This is a genomic window from Plantactinospora sp. CNZ321 (assembly GCF_004217235.1).
Genome location: NZ_SHKQ01000001.1, coordinates 2,783,165 through 2,802,155, shown reverse-complemented (window position 1 = coordinate 2,802,155; position 18,991 = coordinate 2,783,165). Strand labels below are relative to the sequence as shown.

14 protein-coding genes are annotated in these 18,991 nt (G+C 73.7%); 3 read left to right on the top strand and 11 right to left on the bottom strand.

Annotation, left to right across the window (positions count from 1 at the left end; genetic code table 11):
* Positions 1–43: 43 nt before the first annotated feature.
* The 4 genes from EV371_RS12510 to prmC all read right to left on the bottom strand — a co-directional run bounded on the left by EV371_RS12510 (position 44) and on the right by prmC (position 4,868).
* On the bottom strand, positions 44–2,383 hold the full coding sequence (locus tag EV371_RS12510; protein ID WP_207230466.1) for a transglycosylase domain-containing protein: 2,340 nt from the start codon (positions 2,381–2,383) through the stop codon (positions 44–46).
* Positions 2,384–2,601: 218 nt separating this feature from the next.
* Positions 2,602–3,219 carry an arsenate reductase/protein-tyrosine-phosphatase family protein gene (locus tag EV371_RS12505; RefSeq protein WP_130462192.1) on the bottom strand — a complete coding sequence of 206 codons (618 nt, stop codon included), beginning with the start codon at positions 3,217–3,219 and terminating at the stop codon, positions 2,602–2,604.
* Positions 3,220–3,882 carry an L-threonylcarbamoyladenylate synthase gene (locus tag EV371_RS12500; protein ID WP_130465854.1) on the bottom strand — a complete coding sequence of 221 codons (663 nt, stop codon included), beginning with the start codon at positions 3,880–3,882 and terminating at the stop codon, positions 3,220–3,222.
* Positions 3,883–3,941: 59 nt separating this feature from the next.
* Entirely contained in the window at positions 3,942–4,868 is a 927-nt protein-coding gene (gene prmC, locus EV371_RS12495; protein WP_130462191.1) for a peptide chain release factor N(5)-glutamine methyltransferase, read from the bottom strand.
* A gap of 173 nt (positions 4,869–5,041) precedes the next feature.
* Here prmC and EV371_RS12490 point away from each other — a divergent pair, with 173 nt between their 5' ends.
* A complete protein-coding gene (locus EV371_RS12490) occupies positions 5,042–6,595 on the top strand; it encodes a diguanylate cyclase domain-containing protein (protein WP_130462190.1) in 1,554 nt (517 codons plus the stop codon).
* A 79-nt stretch (positions 6,596–6,674) separates the two neighbouring features.
* Here the strand turns inward: EV371_RS12490 and prfA are convergent, their stop codons facing one another.
* The gene (gene prfA / locus EV371_RS12485; RefSeq protein ID WP_130462189.1) at positions 6,675–7,763 is read right to left on the bottom strand and encodes a peptide chain release factor 1; all 1,089 of its coding nucleotides are present in this window, start codon (positions 7,761–7,763) and stop codon (positions 6,675–6,677) included.
* A gap of 106 nt (positions 7,764–7,869) precedes the next feature.
* Entirely contained in the window at positions 7,870–8,094 is a 225-nt protein-coding gene (gene rpmE / locus EV371_RS12480) for a 50S ribosomal protein L31 (RefSeq protein WP_130462188.1), read from the bottom strand.
* Between the two features lie 227 nt (positions 8,095–8,321).
* On the opposite strand from rpmE, the gene EV371_RS12475 reads away from it, so the two are divergent.
* The gene (locus tag EV371_RS12475) at positions 8,322–9,428 is read left to right on the top strand and encodes an RNA ligase (RefSeq protein ID WP_486484583.1); all 1,107 of its coding nucleotides are present in this window, start codon (positions 8,322–8,324) and stop codon (positions 9,426–9,428) included.
* 72 nt (positions 9,429–9,500) lie between these two features.
* The gene (locus EV371_RS12470; RefSeq protein WP_130462187.1) at positions 9,501–10,400 is read left to right on the top strand and encodes a phosphatase domain-containing protein; all 900 of its coding nucleotides are present in this window, start codon (positions 9,501–9,503) and stop codon (positions 10,398–10,400) included.
* 229 nt (positions 10,401–10,629) lie between these two features.
* Here the strand turns inward: EV371_RS12470 and EV371_RS12465 are convergent, their stop codons facing one another.
* The 5 genes from EV371_RS12465 to EV371_RS12445 all read right to left on the bottom strand — a co-directional run bounded on the left by EV371_RS12465 (position 10,630) and on the right by EV371_RS12445 (position 18,978).
* Positions 10,630–14,094 carry a phosphodiester glycosidase family protein gene (locus tag EV371_RS12465; RefSeq protein ID WP_130462186.1) on the bottom strand — a complete coding sequence of 1,155 codons (3,465 nt, stop codon included), beginning with the start codon at positions 14,092–14,094 and terminating at the stop codon, positions 10,630–10,632.
* A gap of 225 nt (positions 14,095–14,319) precedes the next feature.
* Positions 14,320–16,410 (bottom strand): transcription termination factor Rho, encoded by a 2,091-nt coding sequence (gene rho, locus EV371_RS12460; protein ID WP_130462185.1) that lies wholly within the window; start codon positions 16,408–16,410, stop codon positions 14,320–14,322.
* 298 nt (positions 16,411–16,708) lie between these two features.
* Positions 16,709–17,656, bottom strand: a complete 948-nt coding sequence (gene thrB, locus EV371_RS12455) for a homoserine kinase (protein ID WP_130462184.1) — start codon at positions 17,654–17,656, stop codon at positions 16,709–16,711.
* A 92-nt stretch (positions 17,657–17,748) separates the two neighbouring features.
* Positions 17,749–18,099, bottom strand: coding sequence for a hypothetical protein (locus EV371_RS12450; protein WP_130462183.1), 351 nt, complete (start codon positions 18,097–18,099; stop codon positions 17,749–17,751).
* Positions 18,100–18,111: 12 nt separating this feature from the next.
* A complete protein-coding gene (locus tag EV371_RS12445) occupies positions 18,112–18,978 on the bottom strand; it encodes an SPFH domain-containing protein (RefSeq protein WP_130462182.1) in 867 nt (288 codons plus the stop codon).
* Positions 18,979–18,991: the final 13 nt, after the last annotated feature.

Sequence of the window (18,991 nt, the reverse complement as noted above, 5' to 3'; positions counted from 1 at the left end):
CCGCCCGACGACCTGCCGGCGCGCTCCTGCGAGTCAGGGCCGGTCAGCGGGGTGCGGGCGGGGTCGGTGGCACGACCACCGCCGGGCCGGGTGCGGTCGGCACCGGGCGTACCGGACGTGGCCCGGCGGCCGTGGGCCGGGGCGGCGCCGGGAGCGTCGGTCGGGGTACCACGGCGGTGGGCGCCGGGGCCGGCGGCGTCGGAACGGGCACCGGCGGGACCGGAGTGGGCGCCGGGGCGAACGGGTCCGGGCCCGGGCCGGCCGGGGCGGGACCGAGATCACCCGGGCCGTCGCCGAGGGCGATCTCCCGACCGGGCGGGGTGAAGTCCCGCCGGGGCTTGCCCGCCAGCGCGCTGGCCAGGGTGGTGGCGACCGCGGCGATGACCTTCCGCTGCACCGCCTGGCCGACCGCGTCGCTCGGGTCGTCCGGGTTGGCGGCGATGGCCGCCGCGGCGAGCTGCGGGGTGAACCCGACGAAGGTCTCCGTGGCGTACCCCTCGGCGCTGCCGGTCTTGCCGGCCACCGGCTGGTCACCGAGGATCCTCGCCACCTCCGGAGCGCTGCCGCCGTCACACCGGGCGTACGCCGACTGACCGCCGACCGGGCAACGGGCCGCGTCGGTCGCCGCCCGGGCCACCTCCACCTGGAGCATCTTCCCGCAGCTCGGCGCGGCGCCGGGCAGCGCCCGACCGGCGGGGTCGACGATCGAGAGCACCGGCAAGGGCTTGCAGTACCTTCCCTCGGCCGCCAGCGTCGCGTACGCGTTCGCCAGGTCCAGCGGGGTGGTGGCGGAGACGCCGAGGGTGAACGCCCCCCAGCCCTTCGCCCCGTACGTGGCCAGCCGGGCGTCGCTGTCGGCCCGGAACACGATGCCGAGCCGCTCGGCCATCCGTACCGCCCGGTCCGCACCGATCCGCTGTTGCAGCGCCACGAAGTAGGTGTTGACCGACCGGCCGAAGGCGGTCCACATGGTGCGGTAGCCGTTCATCCACGCCGGGTTGGCGTTGGCCGGGCACCAGTAGCCGCCGCAGGCCCGCGGCCCGTCGATCGGATAGCTGGTCACCAGCTGGGACGGCGCCACGTAGCCGGCGCTGAGCGGCATCCCCTGCTCCAGCGCCGCGAGCAGGGTGAAAATCTTGAACGTCGAACCCGCCTGGTAGCCGTCGATACCGCCGCCACCGGCGATCAACTGGTTGACGGTGTTCGGATGGTTGCGCTGCCCCGGCGGGTTGGGGTCGAGCGAGTAGTGCCGGTTGACCGCGAGCGCCAGTACCCGGCCGGTGCCCGGCTGCACCACGGCCATCGGCGCGGCCCGGCGGTCGGAGTAGTCGTAGACGGTCAGGATCTGCCGCAGCGCGGTGGCCTGGATCGCCGGGTCGAGTGAGGTGGTGATCCGGTAGCCGCCCCGGCGCAGCGTCCGCTGCCGCTCGTCGACGGTGAGCCCGAACGCCGGGTTCGCGTTCCACCACTGCCGGAAGTAGTCGCAGAAGAAGCCCCAGTCGGAACGCCCGTCCGGGATGCCGGCACAGTCGTTCGGCTCGGCACCGGGGCGCAGCCTGATCGGCTCCGCCTGGGCCCGGGTGGCGGTCTCGACGGGGACCACCCCGGTCTCGGCCATCTGGCCCAGCACGTAACCCCGGCGTGCCAGGGCGGCGTCGGCGTTCCCGCCGATCGGGCTGTCCGTCTCCGGCGAGCGGAGCAGCCCGGCCAGCAGGGCGGCCTCGGCCAGCGTCAGCTGGCTGGCCGGCTTGGAGAAGTACCGCTGGCTGGCGGCGGCGACGCCGTACGCCCCGGCACCGAAGTAGGCGATGTTGAGGTAGCGGCCGAGGATCTCGTCCTTGCTGAGCCGGCGCTCCAGCGCGAGCGCGTACCGCATCTCCTGGATCTTGCGTCCGGGGCTGGTCTCGGTCGCCTCGGCGCGCTGCTCGGCGGTCAACCCCGGGTCGCTCTTGAGTACGTTGCGGACGTACTGCATGGTCAGCGTCGAGGCACCCTGACGTACCTCGCCACCGACCTGGTTCGCCACCACGGCCCGGAGTACGCCCCTGAGGTCGACGCCGCCGTGTGAGTAGAACCGGGCGTCTTCCGCCGCCACCGTCGCCTGCCGCATCACCTCGGCCACCTGGGACAGCGGCACGTTAGTCCGGTTCTCGTCGTAGAACGAGGTGATCGGGGTACGGCCGTCGCTGGCGAACAGATAGGAGCGCTGGGCGGTCGGCGGGGTACGCAGGTCCTGCGGCAGGTCCTCGTAGCGGGCGCCGATCGACTTCAGCCCCACCGCCGCGAGTACGGTGGCCGGCAGCGCGGCCGCGGCCAGGATCGTCCCGGCCAGGATGCCGGCCAGGGTCAGGGTCCAGAGCTGGCTCAGCCGCAGCCGGAGCATGCGTACCTCCCGGGCGGGACAGCGATCGACGCGACCCGGACGATTCGACCGGGCTCGGGGACCACGTCAGCCTGACGGCTGATTCCGGGCGGCGCACCCGTTTCCCGACAAACCGGCTCAGATTCACAAGTCGGAGTGACGACGGTCGGAGTGACCGCGGCGGTGCGGTCGAGCGGAGATCCGCGGGCCCCGCCACCGACTCCGGCGGCGGCGTGCGGTCAGGGCAGCAGCACGGCGGCGAGCGGCCCGACCGTCTCCTCGATCTCGTCGGCGACCCGGCTGAAGCACTGGTCGCCCCGGCCCCACGGGTCGTCGAGGTCGTCGCCGGGCAGCGGGGACGAGCCGCTCCGGGCCGCCGCCACCGCGGCCACCAGGGCGGTACCCCGGGCGTGCACCGCGTCCGGATCGGCGACGTCGGCCGGGGGCAGGGCCGCCGCGTCCACCGTGGGCAGCAGCCGGCCGAACTCGCCGAGCACGAAGGTGCGGTCGGCGGCGTCGGGCCGCAGCGCCACGACGTACTCCTGCTGGTCGGCGGTTGCGGTCAGCACCAGGTCGGCCGCGTCGATGTGCTCCGAGCGGAGCTTGCGGGCGCCGAAGTCGGCGGCGTCACCGCCCCGGGACCGCACCTGCCGGGCGGCCGGCGGGTTCATCTCCTCACCCGCGTGCCAGCCGCCGGTGCCCGCGCTGTGGCTGTGCACCAGGCGGTCTACGTCGTCCGGGTCCGCCGCTCCCCGCCGGGCCAGCCGTTCGCGTACGGCCAGCGCGAGCAGCCGCTCCGCCATCGGCGACCGGCAGATGTTGCCCAGGCAGACGTGCAGGACCGTGAAGGGCGGCACTCAGGACACCCGCCCCTGGATGTCCGGTGCCCCCTGGATGTCGGGCACGACGTCCCGGAGCTTTTCCAGCGGGATCGCGCCCTGGCGCAGCACCCGGCACACCTCACCGGTGGCGTCGACGATGGTGCTCGGCACCGGCTCCGGACACGGCCCGGCCTCCAGGTAGGCCCGGACCGCGTAGCCGAGCTGCTCGCGCGCCTCCTCGGCGGTCACCGCCGCCGGCTGGCCGGTCTTGTTCGCCGACGAGACGGCCATCGGGCCGGTCTCCCGGAGCACCTCCAGGGCGACCGGGTGCAGCGGCATGCGTACCGCCACGGTGCCGCCGGTGTCCCCGATGTCCCACTGCAGGCTGGGCGAGTGCTCGACCACGATGGTCAGCGCACCGGGCCAGAACGCGTCGGCCAGGTCCCGGGCGCTGCTCGGCAGCATGAAGACCAGCCCGTCCAGCGTCCGCCGGGAGCCGACCAGCACCGGCGGCGGATGCTGCCGGTCCCGGCCCTTCGCGTTGAGCAGCGCCTTGACCGCGTACGGGGTGAAGGCGTCCGCGCCGATCCCGTAGACCGTGTCGGTCGGGATCACGACCAGCTCGCCGTTCTTGACCGCCTCGACGGCCGCGGCGATGCCTCGGTCCCGGTCCGCCACCGACCGGCAGTCGTAGAGCATCACGGGGAGCCAGTCTGCCACGCCGGAGCGCCCACCGTGGCACGGGGACTTCCAGCCGGTCACGAACGGGCGTCGGCGCGGCGGGCGGTGGCGAACCTGGGCCGCCCGACCAGGTCCGGATGCTCCTCGATCCCGACGAACCGGCCGTCGGCACGCAGCAGCTCGGGAACGGCCGTACCGTGCGTGTCGTCGTGCTCGACCCCGAACGCCCCGCCCGGGCGCAGCAGCCGGGCGGCACGGTCCCGCACCAGCCGGATCACGGCGAGCCCGTCCGGGCCGCCGAAGACCGCGTCCGCCGGGTCGTGTCCGGCCACGTCCGGCGGTACGGGGGTGCCGTCCGGCACGTACGGCGGGTTGCAGAGCAGCACGTCCACCCGCCCGACGTACCCGGCCAGCAGTTCCGGGTCGGCCACGTCCCCGGCCACCACCTCGATCGGCGGGTCACCGGCACCGGCCCGCTCGGCGGCGTTGCGGCGCAGCCACTCCAGTGCCGCGGCGGACCGCTCGACCGCGACCACCCGGGCCCCGGGCACCTCGGCGGCGACCGAGAGCGCGATCGCACCGCTGCCGCTGCACAGGTCGACCACCACCGGCCCGCCGCCGGCCGGGTCGACACCGGCCCGCCGGGCCTGCTCGACTCCCCAGCCGGCAAGCAACTCGGTCTCCGGCCTCGGGACGAAGACCCCCGGCCCGACCGCCAGCTCCAGGTACCGGAACGCGGCCGAGCCGAGCAGGTGCTGCAGCGGCTCGTGCCGAGTACGTCGCTCGACCAGCTCCGCCAGCCGGTCCCGCTGCTCCGGACCGAGCGGGCCGGCCACGGCCAGCGCACCGCGCGACACGCCGAGGACGTACGCCAGCAGAAGTTCCGCCTCGGCGCGGGCCGGGCCGACACCGGCCCGGGCCAGCGCGGACGTCGCCGCCGCGAGCGCGACCGAGGGTCGGGTCGGCTCTGTCGCCGCAGGGGGGTGCCGGGGAATACGCGTCACGACATAATCATGGGACGTCGGCCGGGAATCATCGCGTCGCGGGCGCGTTTCCACCCCGGAACGACTGGGTGCTCGGACCGGCCGGGCGTCCCCGGAGGGCACCGTGCCTCCGGGCGACCTGCCGACTCCTTCACTCCGACGGGGGCTGGCTGGCGAAGCGATGGAGGTTGTGCGTGAGTTGGCTCGACCGGGTCGGTGACCGGGCCGAGGAGTTGAGACACGCCCGTTCCCTGATGGAGAGCAGTCGATCCGCCGAGGCCTGTCTGATCTTCGAGCGGGTGATCGGCACCACCGACGACCCGTACTCCCGGGCCGACGCGTTGCTCCAGCGGCTCTCCGCGATCCTCAACCTGGGCCGGACCGCGGAGTACACCCGATCGGTGGAGTTGGCCTTCGACGCCGCCCGGGACCTGCCCGAGCCGTACCTGCACGGCCACCTGCACGCCCTGGCCGCGCTCGCCGCGCAGAACCAGGGCGCGCTGGACCGCTGCGTCACCCACCTGGTCCGGGGCGCCCGGGCGCTCGGCTCGGTGGAGGAGCCCGACCGGGAGACCGCCTGGGGCTGGCACGACCTGGCAATGGCCTACTCCTACCTCAGCTTCCACGGCTACGCCCTGGGCGCGATAGAGCGGGCCCGCCGGCTCGGGCTGGCCGTCGGCATACCCCAGGAGACCTTCGCCGCGCCCGGCATCCGGTTGCGCAACGCGGTGGCGCTGGACCACCACGGGGACAGCGACGGCTGCCTGCGGGTGCTCCGGGACGTCGGCGCGGACCTGGAACGGTTCGTCGAGGCCGGCACCGCGGGCCGGGTCCGGCCGAGCAGCCGGGCGGCGTACGGGTACGCCCTCGCCCGGCAGGCCGCCCTCGGCGGCACGGCCGGCCGGCCGGCCGTGCCGGAGCTCGACCCCGACTGGCTGCTCGGCAACGGCGGGGACAGTGCGCGGGCCCGGGACATGCGGCAGCTCGGCGGGGCGTGCCTGGCGATCGCCGCCGGTCGCCCCGCCGAGGCGCTGTCCCGGCTGGAGACCGTGCACGTCTCGGCCGAGACGTTGGGCGCGGCCGAGCACGCCCGACTCTCCAGCCTGGCCTACGCCGGGCTCGGCGACCACGCGGCGGCGCACCGGGCCGACCGGTACGCGTTCCGGCTGGCGACCCAGCGCAACGACCGGCTCCGGGACGTCTACGTGGACGGCATAGCGGCCCGGATCGAGCACGAGGAGATGCGTCGGGAGGCGGCCCGGCACGAGGGCGAGGCGCTGACCGATCCGCTCACCGGGCTGCCGAACCGCCGCCGGCTCGAACGGTACGTCGCCGCCATGGTCGCCCGGGGCGAGCGGGCGGCGGTCGGCGTGGTCGACCTCGACGGCTTCCGGGCGGTGAACGCCTCGCACGGCCGGCACTCGGGTGACCTGGTCCTGCAACGGATCGCCGGGGTGATCAACCGGGTGATGCGACGCGGCGACTTCGTGGCCCGGTACGGCGGCGACGAGTTCGTGGTGGTGCTGCCCGGCGCCGGGATGACCGAGGCGGGCGAGGTGGGCCGGCGGATCAGTGCGGCGGTCGCCGCCGAGGAGTGGGAGTCGATCGTCCCGGACGCCCCGGTCGGGGTGAGCGTCGGCTTCGCCGAGGTGCACGGCTCGGGCGCCGGGCTGCGGGACGCGCTGCGCCGCGCCTTCGAGCTCGCCGGCCGGAAGATGCCGCCGGCCAGGACAGCGACGACGCCGTGAGTGCGGCCCGCCCGGCGAGCCGGGCGGGGCTCAGCGGCGGGCCAGCTCCGTCTCGCCGGCCAGCCTGGCCGAGCGGGGCTCAGCGGCGGGCCAGCTCCGTCTCGCCAGCCAGCCTGGCCGAGCGGTCCGCCTCGGCCAGCGCGTCCAGCACACCGTCCAGCTCTCCGGCGAGGGCCAGGTCGAGGTTGTACGCCGTGTAGCCGATCCGGTGATCGGTGATCCGGTTCTGCGGGAAGTTGTACGTCCGGATCCGCTCGGACCGGTCGACGGTACGCACCTGGGAGCGGCGGGCGTCCGAGGCGGCGGCGTCGGCCTGCTCCTGCGCGTTGGCGAGCAGCCGGGCCCGGAGGATCCGCATCGCCTGCTCCCGGTTCTGCAACTGGGACTTCTCGTTCTGGCAGGAGACCACGATCCCGGTCGGCAGGTGGGTGATCCGCACCGCCGAGTCGGTGGTGTTCACCGACTGCCCGCCCGGCCCGGACGACCGGAACACGTCGATCCGCAGCTCGTTCGGGTCGATGGTGACGTCGACGTCCTCGGCCTCCGGCAGCACCAGCACGCCGGCCGCGCTGGTGTGGATCCGCCCCTGGGACTCGGTCACCGGCACCCGCTGCACCCGGTGCACGCCGCCCTCCCACTTGAGCCGGGACCAGACCCCGTTGCCGCCCTCCGGCACGCCCTTCGCCTTGACCGCGAGCGAGACGTCCTTCACTCCGCCCAGGTCGGAGTCCTGCGCGTCGAGCACCTCGGTCGTCCAGCCGTGCCGTTCGGCGTACCGCAGGTACATCCGGAGCAGGTCACCGGCGAAGAGCGCCGACTCCTCGCCGCCCTCGCCGGCCTTGATCTCCAGGATGACGTCCTTGCCGTCATGCGGGTCGCGCGGGATGAGCAGTTCGGCGAGCCGGGCCTCCAGGGCGGGCAGCGCCGCGGCCAGCGACTCCGCCTCGGCCGTGAACGACGGCTCCTCGGCGGCCAGTTCGCGGGCGGCGGCGAGGTCGGCACGGGCCTGCTCCAGCTCGCCGGCGGCCTTGTACAGCGGGGTCAGCTCGGCGAACCGGCGACCCACCCGGCGGGCGGTGGCCTGGTCACCGTGGATCGTCGGGTCGGCGAGCCGCCGCTCCAGCTCCGCGTACTCGTCGAGAAGGCCGGCCAGCCGATCGCCGCTCATGCGCGTACTCCCTCTGCTTTCGAACACGGGTGGTGGAAAGGGCCGGGAAACGGCACGACGGCGCCCGCCCCCGGCGACGAACCGGAGGCGGGCGCCGTCGACGCGGCTACTTGGCCTTCTTGGCCTGAACCTTGGCGTACTTCTGCTGGAACTTGGCGACCCGGCCGGCGGTGTCGAGCACGCGCTGCTTACCGGTGTAGAACGGGTGGCAGGCGCTGCAGGTCTCGACGTGGATCGAGCCGCCCTTCGCCGTGCTGCGGGTCGTGAAGGTGTTGCCGCACGAGCAGGTGACCTCGGTGCTCACGTACTCGGGGTGGATGTTGGGCTTCATGTCGCCTCGGTCCTTTCGTGGATGGTCGCCGGGTCGCCGTCGGCGTCCGTCGGCCGCGACACGCGCGTCGCGGGGCGGTGACAGACTCGGGCGTGAACCGGAACCGGTGGCCGACTGACCAGTGTGCCATGGCGGCGGACCGCCAACGAAATCGGGCTGCACACCTGATTCCGTGACGGATAACGTCACTCCTCCCTCCCGCATTCCCATCCCGGAAGGCACACCCCGTGGTGACGTCCACCTCCGATCCCACCCTGCTCGCTCCGGCCACCCGGCTCGCCGACATCCTCGACCCGGCGGCGCTGGCCGCCGCGCTCGCCGACGGTCATGTCCGGGTCCAGCGGCATCCGACACGCCCGCTGGCGATCTACAACTACACGGAGGCGTGCACCTACGCCGGAAACTGGACGCCGGTGACGTTGGCCTGCCGAGGGCTGATCGTGGACGAGTCGACCGGTAGGGTCGTGGCGCGGCCGTACCCGAAGTTCTTCAACCACGACCAGCCCGGGGCGCCGGCGCTCCGGCTGGACGCACCGGCAGTGACGACGGACAAGGCTGACGGAAGCCTCGGCGTGCTGTACCCGGACGGCGACGGCTTCGCGGTCGCCACCCGGGGCTCGTTCGCCTCCGACCAGGCCCGGCACGCCACCACCGTGCTCCGGACCCGCTACCCCGACTTCATCCCGCCGCCGGGGCGGACCGTGCTCGTCGAGATCGTCTATCCGGCGAACCGGATCGTGCTCGACTACGACGGCCTGGACGACCTGGTGCTGCTCGGCACCGTGGAGATCGCCACCGGGCGCAGTTCCGGCCCGGAGACGGTGCCGGGCTGGCCCGGTCCGGTGGTCGAGCGGCTGCCCTACCGCACCCTGGCCGAGGCGTTGGCCGCACCGGTCCGGGACGGTCGGGAAGGGCTGGTGGTGCACTGGCCGGACACCGACGAGCGGGTCAAGATCAAATATCCGGAGTACCTCCTGCTGCACCGGCTGACCTTCGGGCTCAACGCCCGGGTCGTCTGGGAGTACCTGGTCACCGGGCAGGACCTCTCGGCCCGGGTAGCGGCGCTGCCGGACGAGTTCCACCGTTGGGTCTCCTCCGTCGGGGCCGAGCTGACCGCGACCGTCGAGGCCCGGGCCGCGAAGATCGAGCAGGCGTACGGTGAGCTCGTGGCCGGGCTGCCGGCCGGATGGACCCGGCGCGACTTCGCCGAGCGGGTCGGCCGGCACCCGGAGCGCGCCCTCCTCTTCCTGCGCCTCGACGGCCGCGACTACCGCCCGCGGCTCTGGCAGCAGGCCCGGCCGTCGGCGGACTGGACGCCTCAGCAGCGGGGGTGAACCGGTCCCGAGGTCCGTGCGGAAGCTCGCTCGACAGGGGTCATGATGGCGACGAGCGGAGCAAGGAGAGACATGACCCGACTGATCGTCACCCGCGGGCTGCCCGCCTCCGGGAAGACCACCTTCGCCCGGAAGCTGCAACCCGGGGTGGTCCGGGTGAACCGGGACGACCTGCGCCGGATGCTGCACGGCGAGCGGCTCTTCACCCAGCGGGCCGAGGGTCAGGTCACCGCCGTGCAGCGGGCCCAGGTCGAGGCGCTGCTACGGGCCGGGGCGGACGTCTGCGTCGACGACACCAACCTGCGCTCCCGGACGGTGCGGGACTGGGCACAGCTCGCCGCCCGGTTCGGCGCCGCATTCGAGGTGCACGACTTCACCGACGTACCGGTGGACGAGTGCGTCCGACGCGACGCCGAGCGGCCCGAGCAGGACCGGGTCGGCGAGGAGGCGATCCGGCGGCTGCACGAGCGCTACCTGGCCGGGCGGGCACTGCCGCTGCCGGTACCGACCGCCGAGCCGGGCGGGCCGGCGGCCGTCTACAGCCCGCCGTCGGAGGAGGCACCGGAGATCGTCCTGGTGGACATCGACGGCACGGTGGCGCTGCTCTCGGGGCGCAGCCCGTACGACATGACCCGGGTCGGCGAGGACCAGCCCAACACCGCCGTCATCTCGGCGGTCCGGGCCATGCACGCCGCCGGCTACGGGGTGGTCTTCTGCACCGGGCGGGACGCGTCCTGCCGGGAGCCGACCGAGCAGTGGCTGGCCGAGCACGTCGGGGTGCCATACCTGGCCCTGCACATGCGGGCCGTCGGCGACCAGCGACGCGACTCGGTGGTCAAGCGGGAGATCTTCGACCGGGAGATCCGCGACCGCTACCGGGTCGTCGGGGTCTTCGACGACCGGATGCAGGTGGTCAAGATGTGGCGGGCCCTCGGCCTGACCGTCTTCCAGGTCGCCGAGGGCGACTTCTAGCCCGTCGCCCCCACGTCCACCCGCCGCTGACGGTCACCCGTTGCTGACGGTCGCCCGTTGCTGACGGTCGCCCGTTGCTGACGGTCACCCGCCCCTGACCTGGACGCCAGATGCGCTATCGCTGCCGAATTGCGCCTCTGGCGTCCAGGTCCACCCGCGTGCTGAGCGTGCGGAGGGGTGAGCGTGGGGGGAGCGCCACCCGCGTCCGCCGCTCGCCCGGTGCGCCGCGCTAGCGGCGGGTGAGTGGGATGGTCGCCCGGGTGGTCACCCCGTTGACGGTGACGGCGAGTTGGACCGTGGCGCCGGGGCGCAGCGCGGTCAGCCGCCCGGTCGCCGGGTCGAACCAGGCGGCGTGCCAGGGCCGCACGCCGCGTACCGGTCCGACGTGCAGGTTCGCCGATCCCGACCAGTCGGCCGAGAGCGGGGCGGCGACCGGCACCTGCCGGCCACCCGGCTGGGTCACCGTGGCGGTGACCGCGACCGCCGAACCCGCCGGCAGCGTCTCCGGGACGGCCAGGGCGAGCTGGTCCACGTGCGCCCGGGTCTGCGCGCTCACCCACTCCGGCCCCTCGGCCAGCGGGTCGCGCCGGGCCGCCGCCGCCTCGGCCGGACTCACCGGGTCGACCCCGAACATCGTCCAGCCGCTGAACCCGCCGAGGTGCGGCGCGGTGGAGGGGTTCTTGCCGGCGTTGCCGTTGATCAGGTACGGCACCCCGTCGACCCGGTCGGCGGAGAAGCTGCCGACGTGCGCACCGACGAAGAGCGCCCCCTTGCCGGTCCCGCTCTGGAACTCGGCGAGCCATCGCTCCAGCAGCGCCGCCTCCTTGCGGTCGCCGAGCTGGCTGGCCCGGGCCGGCGTCGGGTCCCGGGGCGCGTGGTGCTGCAACACCACCACCGAGCCGACCGCCGGGTCCCGGGCGGCACCGTCCAGGGCGGTACGCAGCGCGCGTACCTGCCCGAAGCCGCCGCCGCGCAGGCTGCCGGTGGAGGTGTCCAGGGTGACGAACCGGGTCCGGGTGCCGCCCCGGCGGGGGGCGTGGTCGAAGACCCGGTAGGTCTGCCCGAAGACCGACCGGAAGTTCGTGATCGGGGCGCCCATGATCTCGTGGTTGCCCGGCACGTAGTGGTACGGCAGCGTGCCGCCCAACTCCTCGTCCAGGATCTGTTTGGCCAGGGCGAAGTCCTCCGGATAGCCGGTGTCCACGAAGTCCCCGTTGATCACCAGGAAGTCCGGCCGGGCCGCCTTCACCTCGCGCAGCGTACGGCGGGCCTGGGCGACCAGGTCACTGTCCGGGTTCGCGGCGACGAACTGTGCGTCGGAGAGCACCGCGAAGCGCCAGGGTGCCCGGTCGACGGTGCCGTCGGTCAGCACCACCCGGTCGGTGCGGAGCGGCTCGGCGGGCACGTCCACCTCGGCCGGTACCCGGGCGACGATGTCGTCGATCACCACCTCCCCGGTGTACGCCGCCGCCGCGTCGGTCTCGGCCACGTAGAACCGCCGGATCCGCACCGGGTACACCACGCCGGCCGGTACGGCCAGCTCGACGTAGCGCCAGCCGGTCCAGTCCAGGTACGGGCCGCGCAACACGTGCTGCTGGTCGAGCGCGTCGTGCAGGTGCAGGCTGGGCCACTCGCCGTTCCCGCTGGCGTGGATCCACATCCCGAACGACTGCGGCTGCCCGGCCACCGGAATGTACGCGGGCGGGTCGGCGTACGCGGCCCGGGTGCCGGTGGACTGGCCGAAGTCGTACGACAGCTTCAGGCCGGTGCCGGTGCGGCCCGGCGCCGGGGTCGCCGAGCCGGTGGCCCGGGCGGCGCTGAACCGCCAGCTCGCCGCGTCGTCGAACATCGCCACCGGTACGTCGGTGAGTCCGACCGTCACCGGCAGCACGGTGCTGGCCGCGCCGACGCGTACCGTGACCAGGGCGGCCCCACTGTCCACCTTGGCCCGCACGGCGAGGCTGCCGTCGGCGGCCGGGGTGACCTCCAGCAGGTCCCGGTCGTACTCCAGGCGCAGGTCGGCCGCCTCGATCGGCGCGATGTTCCCCTCGGCGTCGTAGCCGACCACTCCGAACGAGCCGGTGCCGCCGGCGCCGGCCAGCCCGACCTTGTCCACGGTGCCGTCGATCCGGGTCAGCGGGCCGAGCACGGTCAGCGGCAGTTCGCCCTTTGCCCGGCCCCGGAACGCGGTGACGGTCACCTCGCCGGACCGCCGGGCCCGGAAGACTCCGGTCCGGTCGACGCTGCCCCGGGACGCCGGTTCGGCCCGCCAGTGCGGCGTGCCGGCCGCCGGGCCGTAGGTCTCGTCGTAGCCGGCCGCCGAGAGCCGCCGGGTCAGCCCGGGAAAGACCCGGTCCGGGCGCCCGCCGCGCACCGGCCCGACGCCCGGCGCGGCCGCCGGGTCGAGCAGGGTCTTCACCCAGTACGCCCGCAGCCGTCCGCTGCCCTGCGGCGCGTAGAGCGCGAGCCCGTTCGGCACCGGTCGCTCGGAGCCGTCCGACGGGCTGTTCTCGACCCGTACCGCCGGCTGGCCCGGTTCCCGGGCGAGCAGCGTCGAGGAGCCGCCACCGTCGAGGTTGAGTGCGTCGTGCGCGCCGAGTTCGGCCATCATCCGGCCCAGTTCGGTCAGGGTCACACCCCGGCTGTCCGCCTGCCGTCCGTCCACTGTGATCAGAATCATCTTACGGCCGTCGGCGGAGAACCCGACCGCGGTCCGGGGTTCGGGGTTCACGTCGCCGATCTCCTGCGGTACCCCGTCGCGGACCAGTACCCGGTTGCCGCCGACCGCGGCGTGCAGGGTGCTGCCGTCGGAGGGCTTCGGCGCGTACCGGAGGTCGACCGGGTCGCCGGGGCGCAGTGCGGCGAGCGCGTCGGCGCCGGCCTCCCGGCCGAGCAGTACCGTCGTACCGGCCGGGATCGGGCCGCTGCCGGCGGCCGGGGTGACCGTGCCGACCCGGCCGCCGATCAGGGTGACCTCGGTGACCCGGGTGGCGCCCTCGACCGCCCTGGTCCGGGGGTACGACCCCCAGAGCGGGGTGAAGACGCCGACGCCGCCGGCCGCGACCATGTTGTTGAACTGGGTGAGCGTCAGCGGTCCGCCCGGCAGGGTGGCGGTGCCGTCGAAGTGCACCTGGACCACCCGGCCCACGCCCTCGGCGGTCACCCCGACCGCCTCGTGGTGCCCGGCCACCGGCGACTGGATCAGTTCACCGCTCTGGATGCCGATCCCCTGGGCCGCGCCGGAGTTGTTGATGTCGAAGAAGTCCCCGTTCACCGCGGCCACCGCACCGGCCCGGTCGACCGCCCGGCGCAGCGGTTCGGCCCGGGCCACCTCGCCGGAGTTGACGTAGTCGACGGTGAGTCCGCCGGACAGGTCGGCGGTGAGCGCGTCGGCCCGGAGCCAGCCGTTGGCGTCGTACCGGTCGAAGGAGGTCAGGTCGAGGCCGGGCGCGACCGGCCGGGTCCGGGTGTCGGTCACGATCCCGTCGGCGGCGTCGGCCGGGACCGGCGCGGACGACGGTGCCGGGTACGACGAGGCGGCCGGGGCCTCCTCCGGCGCGGTGGCGGCGGCCGGAACGGGCCGGGACACCGTGCGCACCGGTTCGGCGTACGCCGGGACCGGGCTGGCGAGGGTGAGGGACGGCACCAGGAGCAGTAGCCCGGCGAGGCGGGCGGATCGGCGGCGGATCACCATGCCGGGTAGTCAACCGGACGACGTATAGAAGTTTCAATAGTTGCGGGTTGAACCGAAGGAAAATTCCACCAACCGGCGGCGGTCCGTGGCTCGCCGACGGGCACGGCGCGGAGAGCGACACGGGAGTGATCGACGTCCTGCTCCGCTGAAACCGGCCCGGAGACGCACGGTGGGGCCCGGCCGAGTTCGGCCGGGCCCCACCAACTGCTCAGGGTGCCGGAGGTGTCACTCCCCCGGCGTCGACTTCGCGATCTGCATCAGGAACTCGATGTTGGTCCGGGACTGCTTGAGCCGGTCCAGCAGCAGATCCAGCGCCGCCTGCGAGTCGAGCGAGTGCAGCACCTTGCGCAACTTGTGCGTGATCGCCAGCTCCTCCGGGGCCAGCAGGATCTCCTCCTTACGGGTGCCGGAGGTGTGGATGTCGATGGCCGGGAAGACCCGCTTGTCGGCGATCTTCCGGTCCAGCTTCAGCTCGGCGTTACCGGTGCCCTTGAACTCCTCGAAGATGACCGTGTCCATCACGGAACCGGTCTCCACCAGCGCGGTGGCGAGGATGGTCAGCGAGCCGCCGTTCTCGATGTTCCGCGCCGCGCCCAGGAACCGCTTCGGCGGGTAGAGCGCGGTGGAGTCGATACCGCCGGACATGATCCGGCCGCTGGCCGGTGCCGCCAGGTTGTACGACCGGCCGAGCCGGGTCACCGAGTCGAGCAGTACGACCACGTCGTGGCCCAGCTCGACCAGGCGCTTGGCCCGCTCGATCGCCAGCTCGGCGACCGTGGTGTGGTCCTGCGGCGGGCGGTCGAAGGTGGCCGCGACAACCTCGCCCTTGACCGAGCGCTGCATGTCGGTGACCTCTTCGGGCCGCTCGTCGACGAGCACGACCATCAGGTGGCACTCCGGGTTGTTGTGGGTGATCGCGTTCGCGATCGCCTGCAACACCATGGTCTTACCGGCCTTCGGCGGCGACATGATGAGCGCCCGCTGACCCTTGCCGATCGGCGTCACCAGGTCGATGACCCGGGTGGTCAGGATGTGCGGCTCGGTCTCCAACCGGAGCCGCTCCTGCGGATAGAGCGGGGTCAGCTTGTAGAACTCGGGACGCCGCTTCGCCTCGTCCGGGTCCATCCCGTTGATGGTGTCGAGCCGGACCAGCGGGTTGTACTTGTCCCGCCGCTGCTCGCCCTCCCGGGCCGCGCGCACCGCGCCGGTGACCGCGTCACCGCGACGCAGGCCGTATTTCTTGACCTGGGACATCGACACGTAGACGTCGTTCGGGCCGGAGAGGTAGCCGGTGGTCCGGACGAAAGCGTAGTTGTCCAGTACGTCGATGATGCCGGCCACCGGGACGAGCACGTCGTCCTCGTTGACCTGCGGCTCCCGGCCGCCACCGCCCTCGCCGCTCTCCGCCCGGTCGCCGCGGCCCCGACGGCGGTCCCGGAAGCGACTCCGCCGGCTGCGCCGGCCGCCGCCCTCGCCGTCGTCGTCGCCGTCGTTGTCCCGGTCCGCCGAACGCTGGCCACGGTCGTTGCGCGACTCGCCGCGCTCGCCCCGGTCACCGCGCTCGTTGCGATCCCGGCCGTTGCGCGACTCGCCCCGGTCCGCGCGGTCTCCGCGCTCGCCACCGTCGGTCCGCTCGGCACCCTCGGCCCGGTCGCCACGCTCGCCGCGCTCGGCCCGCTCGCCACGGTCGCCGCGCTCGGCCCGGTCACCTCGGTCACCTCGGTCGCCACGCTCGGCCCGCTCGCCGCGCTCGGCCCGCTCGGCCCGCTCGCCGCGCTCGGCCCGCTCGCCACGCTCGGCTCGGTCACCGCGCTCCGGCCGGTCGCCACGCTCGGCCTGCTCCGGGCGCTCGGTCCGCTCCGTCGGCACCGCCTCGGTATCCACCTCGGCGGTGGCGGCGGCCCGGCTGGACCGACGCGACGTGCGGGACCGACCATCGCCGCCAGCGGCGGCGGTGGCGGGTACCGCCTCGGCGGCCCGGCGCTCGCCGTCCGGCCGGTCGGCGCTGTCCCGCACCTCGGCCCGGACCTCCTCGCGAGCCGGGGCAGCCGCGGCCGACACCTCGGCGCGCGGGCGCGGCGCGCCGCCGCTCGCGGTGTTGGTGGCACCAGCCTGCCGTTCCGAGATGGCGGCGATCAGCTCGCCCTTGCGCATCCGGGCCGTACCGGAGATGCCGAGCGACGCGGCCAGGCTCTGCAACTCTGGCAGCAGCATCGCCGACAGCCCGGTGCCGGTCCGCCGACGACGGGTGGCGCCTGTGGTGGCTTCGCCAGCGACGTTGGAAACATCCGACGTCACGTCGGTGGTGTCGCTCAATGGATTCCTTCCCTCGATAAGGCCGGGGCTGCCCTTGGCCCGAAGTGCTGGCTGGCCGGGCGGCCTCGGTACACCCGTCTCGCTTGACGCGTCACGGGAGTCTGTAACACAGCAGCCGGTTGGTTTCCCGACCCACCAACATCGGCGGGTAGGTCTCGCCGCCTGCGGCGACCTGTGGAAACTGCGGTGCGGCGTAGACCTAGGCAGGGGTGAGACGGGCTGACCGCCGAAAGCTTCGGGGGTGCACCGACCCGCAGGAGTCGCATTGCTTCGCGGCTGTGCTAGGTCTAGAGCGTAATCAACTCTTCCGACCTGCGGCAACAGGGTCCCGCTCGGCGTGTTCCAGTCTACCCCCATCGACCCGGGCCCCGGCTACGTCTATCGGCAACCTTTGCGCGGTCCAGCCCATTCCCGCCTCGAAATCCTCGTCCTCGCTGGTGAACGCGAGAATCGACGGGCCCGCCCCACTGACCACAGCCGGCACACCAGCCGCACGCAACTCGGCCAGCCGGGCGGCGGTGCCCGGCATCCCGGCCGCCCGGTAGGACTGGTGCAGCCGGTCCTCGGTCGCCTCGAAGAGCAGCGCCGGATCGGTGGTCAGGGCGTGCACCAGCAGGGCGGCCCGGCCGGCGTTGCGGGCCGCGTCGGCGTGCGGCACCGTCGCCGGCAGCACCGCGCGGGCCGACGCGGTCAGCCCGCGCTCCTCGGGTACGAAGACCGTGGCCCGGACCTGCGGCGCGACCGGCAACCGGACCGCCCGGGCCGGACCGCCCGCCTCCGTCCAGGCGATGGTGAACCCGCCGAGCAGGCACGGGGCGACATTGTCCGGGTGTCCTTCCACCTCGGCCGCCAGGCGCAGCGCCGCCGCGTCGTCGAGTCGGCCCGGTCCGTCCGCCACCAGCGCCCGGGCCAGTTGGATCCCGGCGACGATCGCCGCCGACGAAGATCCCAGGCCGCGCGCCTGGGGGATCCGGTTGACGCACTCCACGACCAGTCCCGGCGGCTGTACGCCGAGGGCGTCGAAACCGGCCCGCATGGCCCGGACCACGAGATGATCCTCGCCGGCCGGCAGCTCTCCGGCACCTTCCCCGGTCACCTCGACCCGGCAGCCGCTCGGCGCCGTACGGGCGCTGACATCGTCGTAGAGCGCCAACGCCAGACCCAGGGCGTCGAAGCCCGGGCCGAGGTTGGCGCTGGTCGCCGGCACCCGGACCCGGACCGGTTCGGAAACGAAAGTCGGCCGCATCGGCTCATGCTAGGCGGCCGGTGGCCGGCATCGGGTTGCGCGGTCCGGCGCTGGGACGGCGTCGACCGTCCCGGCGCCCCGGGGAGTACCGGTCAGGCCGGCGCGGGGTCGTCCGGGCCGGCACCGTCCGGGTCCGCTCCCGCCAACGGCTCGCCGTCCGGTCCCGAGCTGTACGACCCGGTCGGGCCGGGCCCGGCCGGGTCCGACCCCGCGCCGTCCGACCCCGCGCCGTCCGACCCCGAACCGTCCGACCCCGAGCCGTCCGGTCCGGCCGGAACACCGCGCCGGGCCGGCCTGACCGTCCGGCCGGCCGAGCGCAGCGCCAGTCGGAGGGCGTACTCGATCTGGGCGTTGACGCTGCGGATGTCGTCCGCGGCCCATCGTGCGATCGCCTCGTAGACCTGCGGGTCGAGCCGGAGCAGGAGCTTCTTACGTTCCGCCATGAGGGCGCGACACTATCCGTAGAGGGAGCCGGTGTTCACCACCGGCTGAGCGGCCCGGTCACCGCAGAGCACGACCAGCAGGTTCGCCACCATCTGCGCCTTCCGTTCCTCGTCCAACTCGACCACGTGCTCCTCGCGCAGCCGGTCCAGGGCGTTCGAGACCATGCCGACCGCACCTTCGACAATCTTGAACCGGGCACCCACGATCGCACTCGCCTGCTGCCGGGCGAGCATCGCCTGGGCGATCTCCGGGGCGTACGCCAGGTGGGTGGTCCGGGACTCCAGCACCTCCACGCCGGCCAGTTCGACGCGTTCGCGCAGCTCGGAGGTCAACTCGTCGCTGACCACCGCGCTGTCCCGCAGGCTGGCCCGGCCCGAGTCGTGCGCCTCGTACGGGTAGCTGGTGGCCAGGTGCCGGACGGCCGCCTCGGACTGCACGGCGACGTACTCGACGTGGTCGTCGACCGCGAAGGCGGCCTTGGCGGTGTCGACCACCTGCCACACCACGACGGCGGCGATCTCCACCGGATTGCCGTCGGCGTCGGAGACCTTGAGCCGGGCGGTCTCGAAATTACGTACCCGGAGCGTGACCTTCTGCCGCGCCGTCAACGGCCAGGTCCACTGGAGCCCGGCCTGCCGGATGGTCCCCACGTAGCGGCCGAAGAACTGCACCACCTGCGCCTCGTTCGGGTTGACCACGGTGTATCCGGTCGCCACCACCGCACCGACCAGGGCGTAGCCGACGGTGACCACGGTGATCCGGGAATCCAGGCCCGGTCCGCCGAACGCCGGCATGACGATCGCGATTCCGATGCCGGCCAGCACCAGCATGATCGCGGTGGGAATGAACCCCGAGATCCGGAAGGCGGCTCGTTCCATGACATCTCCCTGC

Coding starts and splice junctions, on each gene's coding strand:
- thrB (WP_130462184.1), bottom strand. CDS start 17,656: ATGCGGCCGACTTTCGTTTCCGAACCGGTCCGGGTCCGGGTGCCGGCG.
- EV371_RS12500 (WP_130465854.1), bottom strand. CDS start 3,882: ATGCTCTACGACTGCCGGTCGGTGGCGGACCGGGACCGAGGCATCGCC.
- prfA (WP_130462189.1), bottom strand. CDS start 7,763: ATGAGCGGCGATCGGCTGGCCGGCCTTCTCGACGAGTACGCGGAGCTG.
- EV371_RS12470 (WP_130462187.1), top strand. CDS start 9,501: ATGACCCGACTGATCGTCACCCGCGGGCTGCCCGCCTCCGGGAAGACC.
- EV371_RS12510 (WP_207230466.1), bottom strand. CDS start 2,383: ATGCTCCGGCTGCGGCTGAGCCAGCTCTGGACCCTGACCCTGGCCGGC.
- rpmE (WP_130462188.1), bottom strand. CDS start 8,094: ATGAAGCCCAACATCCACCCCGAGTACGTGAGCACCGAGGTCACCTGC.
- EV371_RS12450 (WP_130462183.1), bottom strand. CDS start 18,099: ATGGCGGAACGTAAGAAGCTCCTGCTCCGGCTCGACCCGCAGGTCTAC.
- EV371_RS12465 (WP_130462186.1), bottom strand. CDS start 14,094: ATGGTGATCCGCCGCCGATCCGCCCGCCTCGCCGGGCTACTGCTCCTG.
- EV371_RS12445 (WP_130462182.1), bottom strand. CDS start 18,978: ATGGAACGAGCCGCCTTCCGGATCTCGGGGTTCATTCCCACCGCGATC.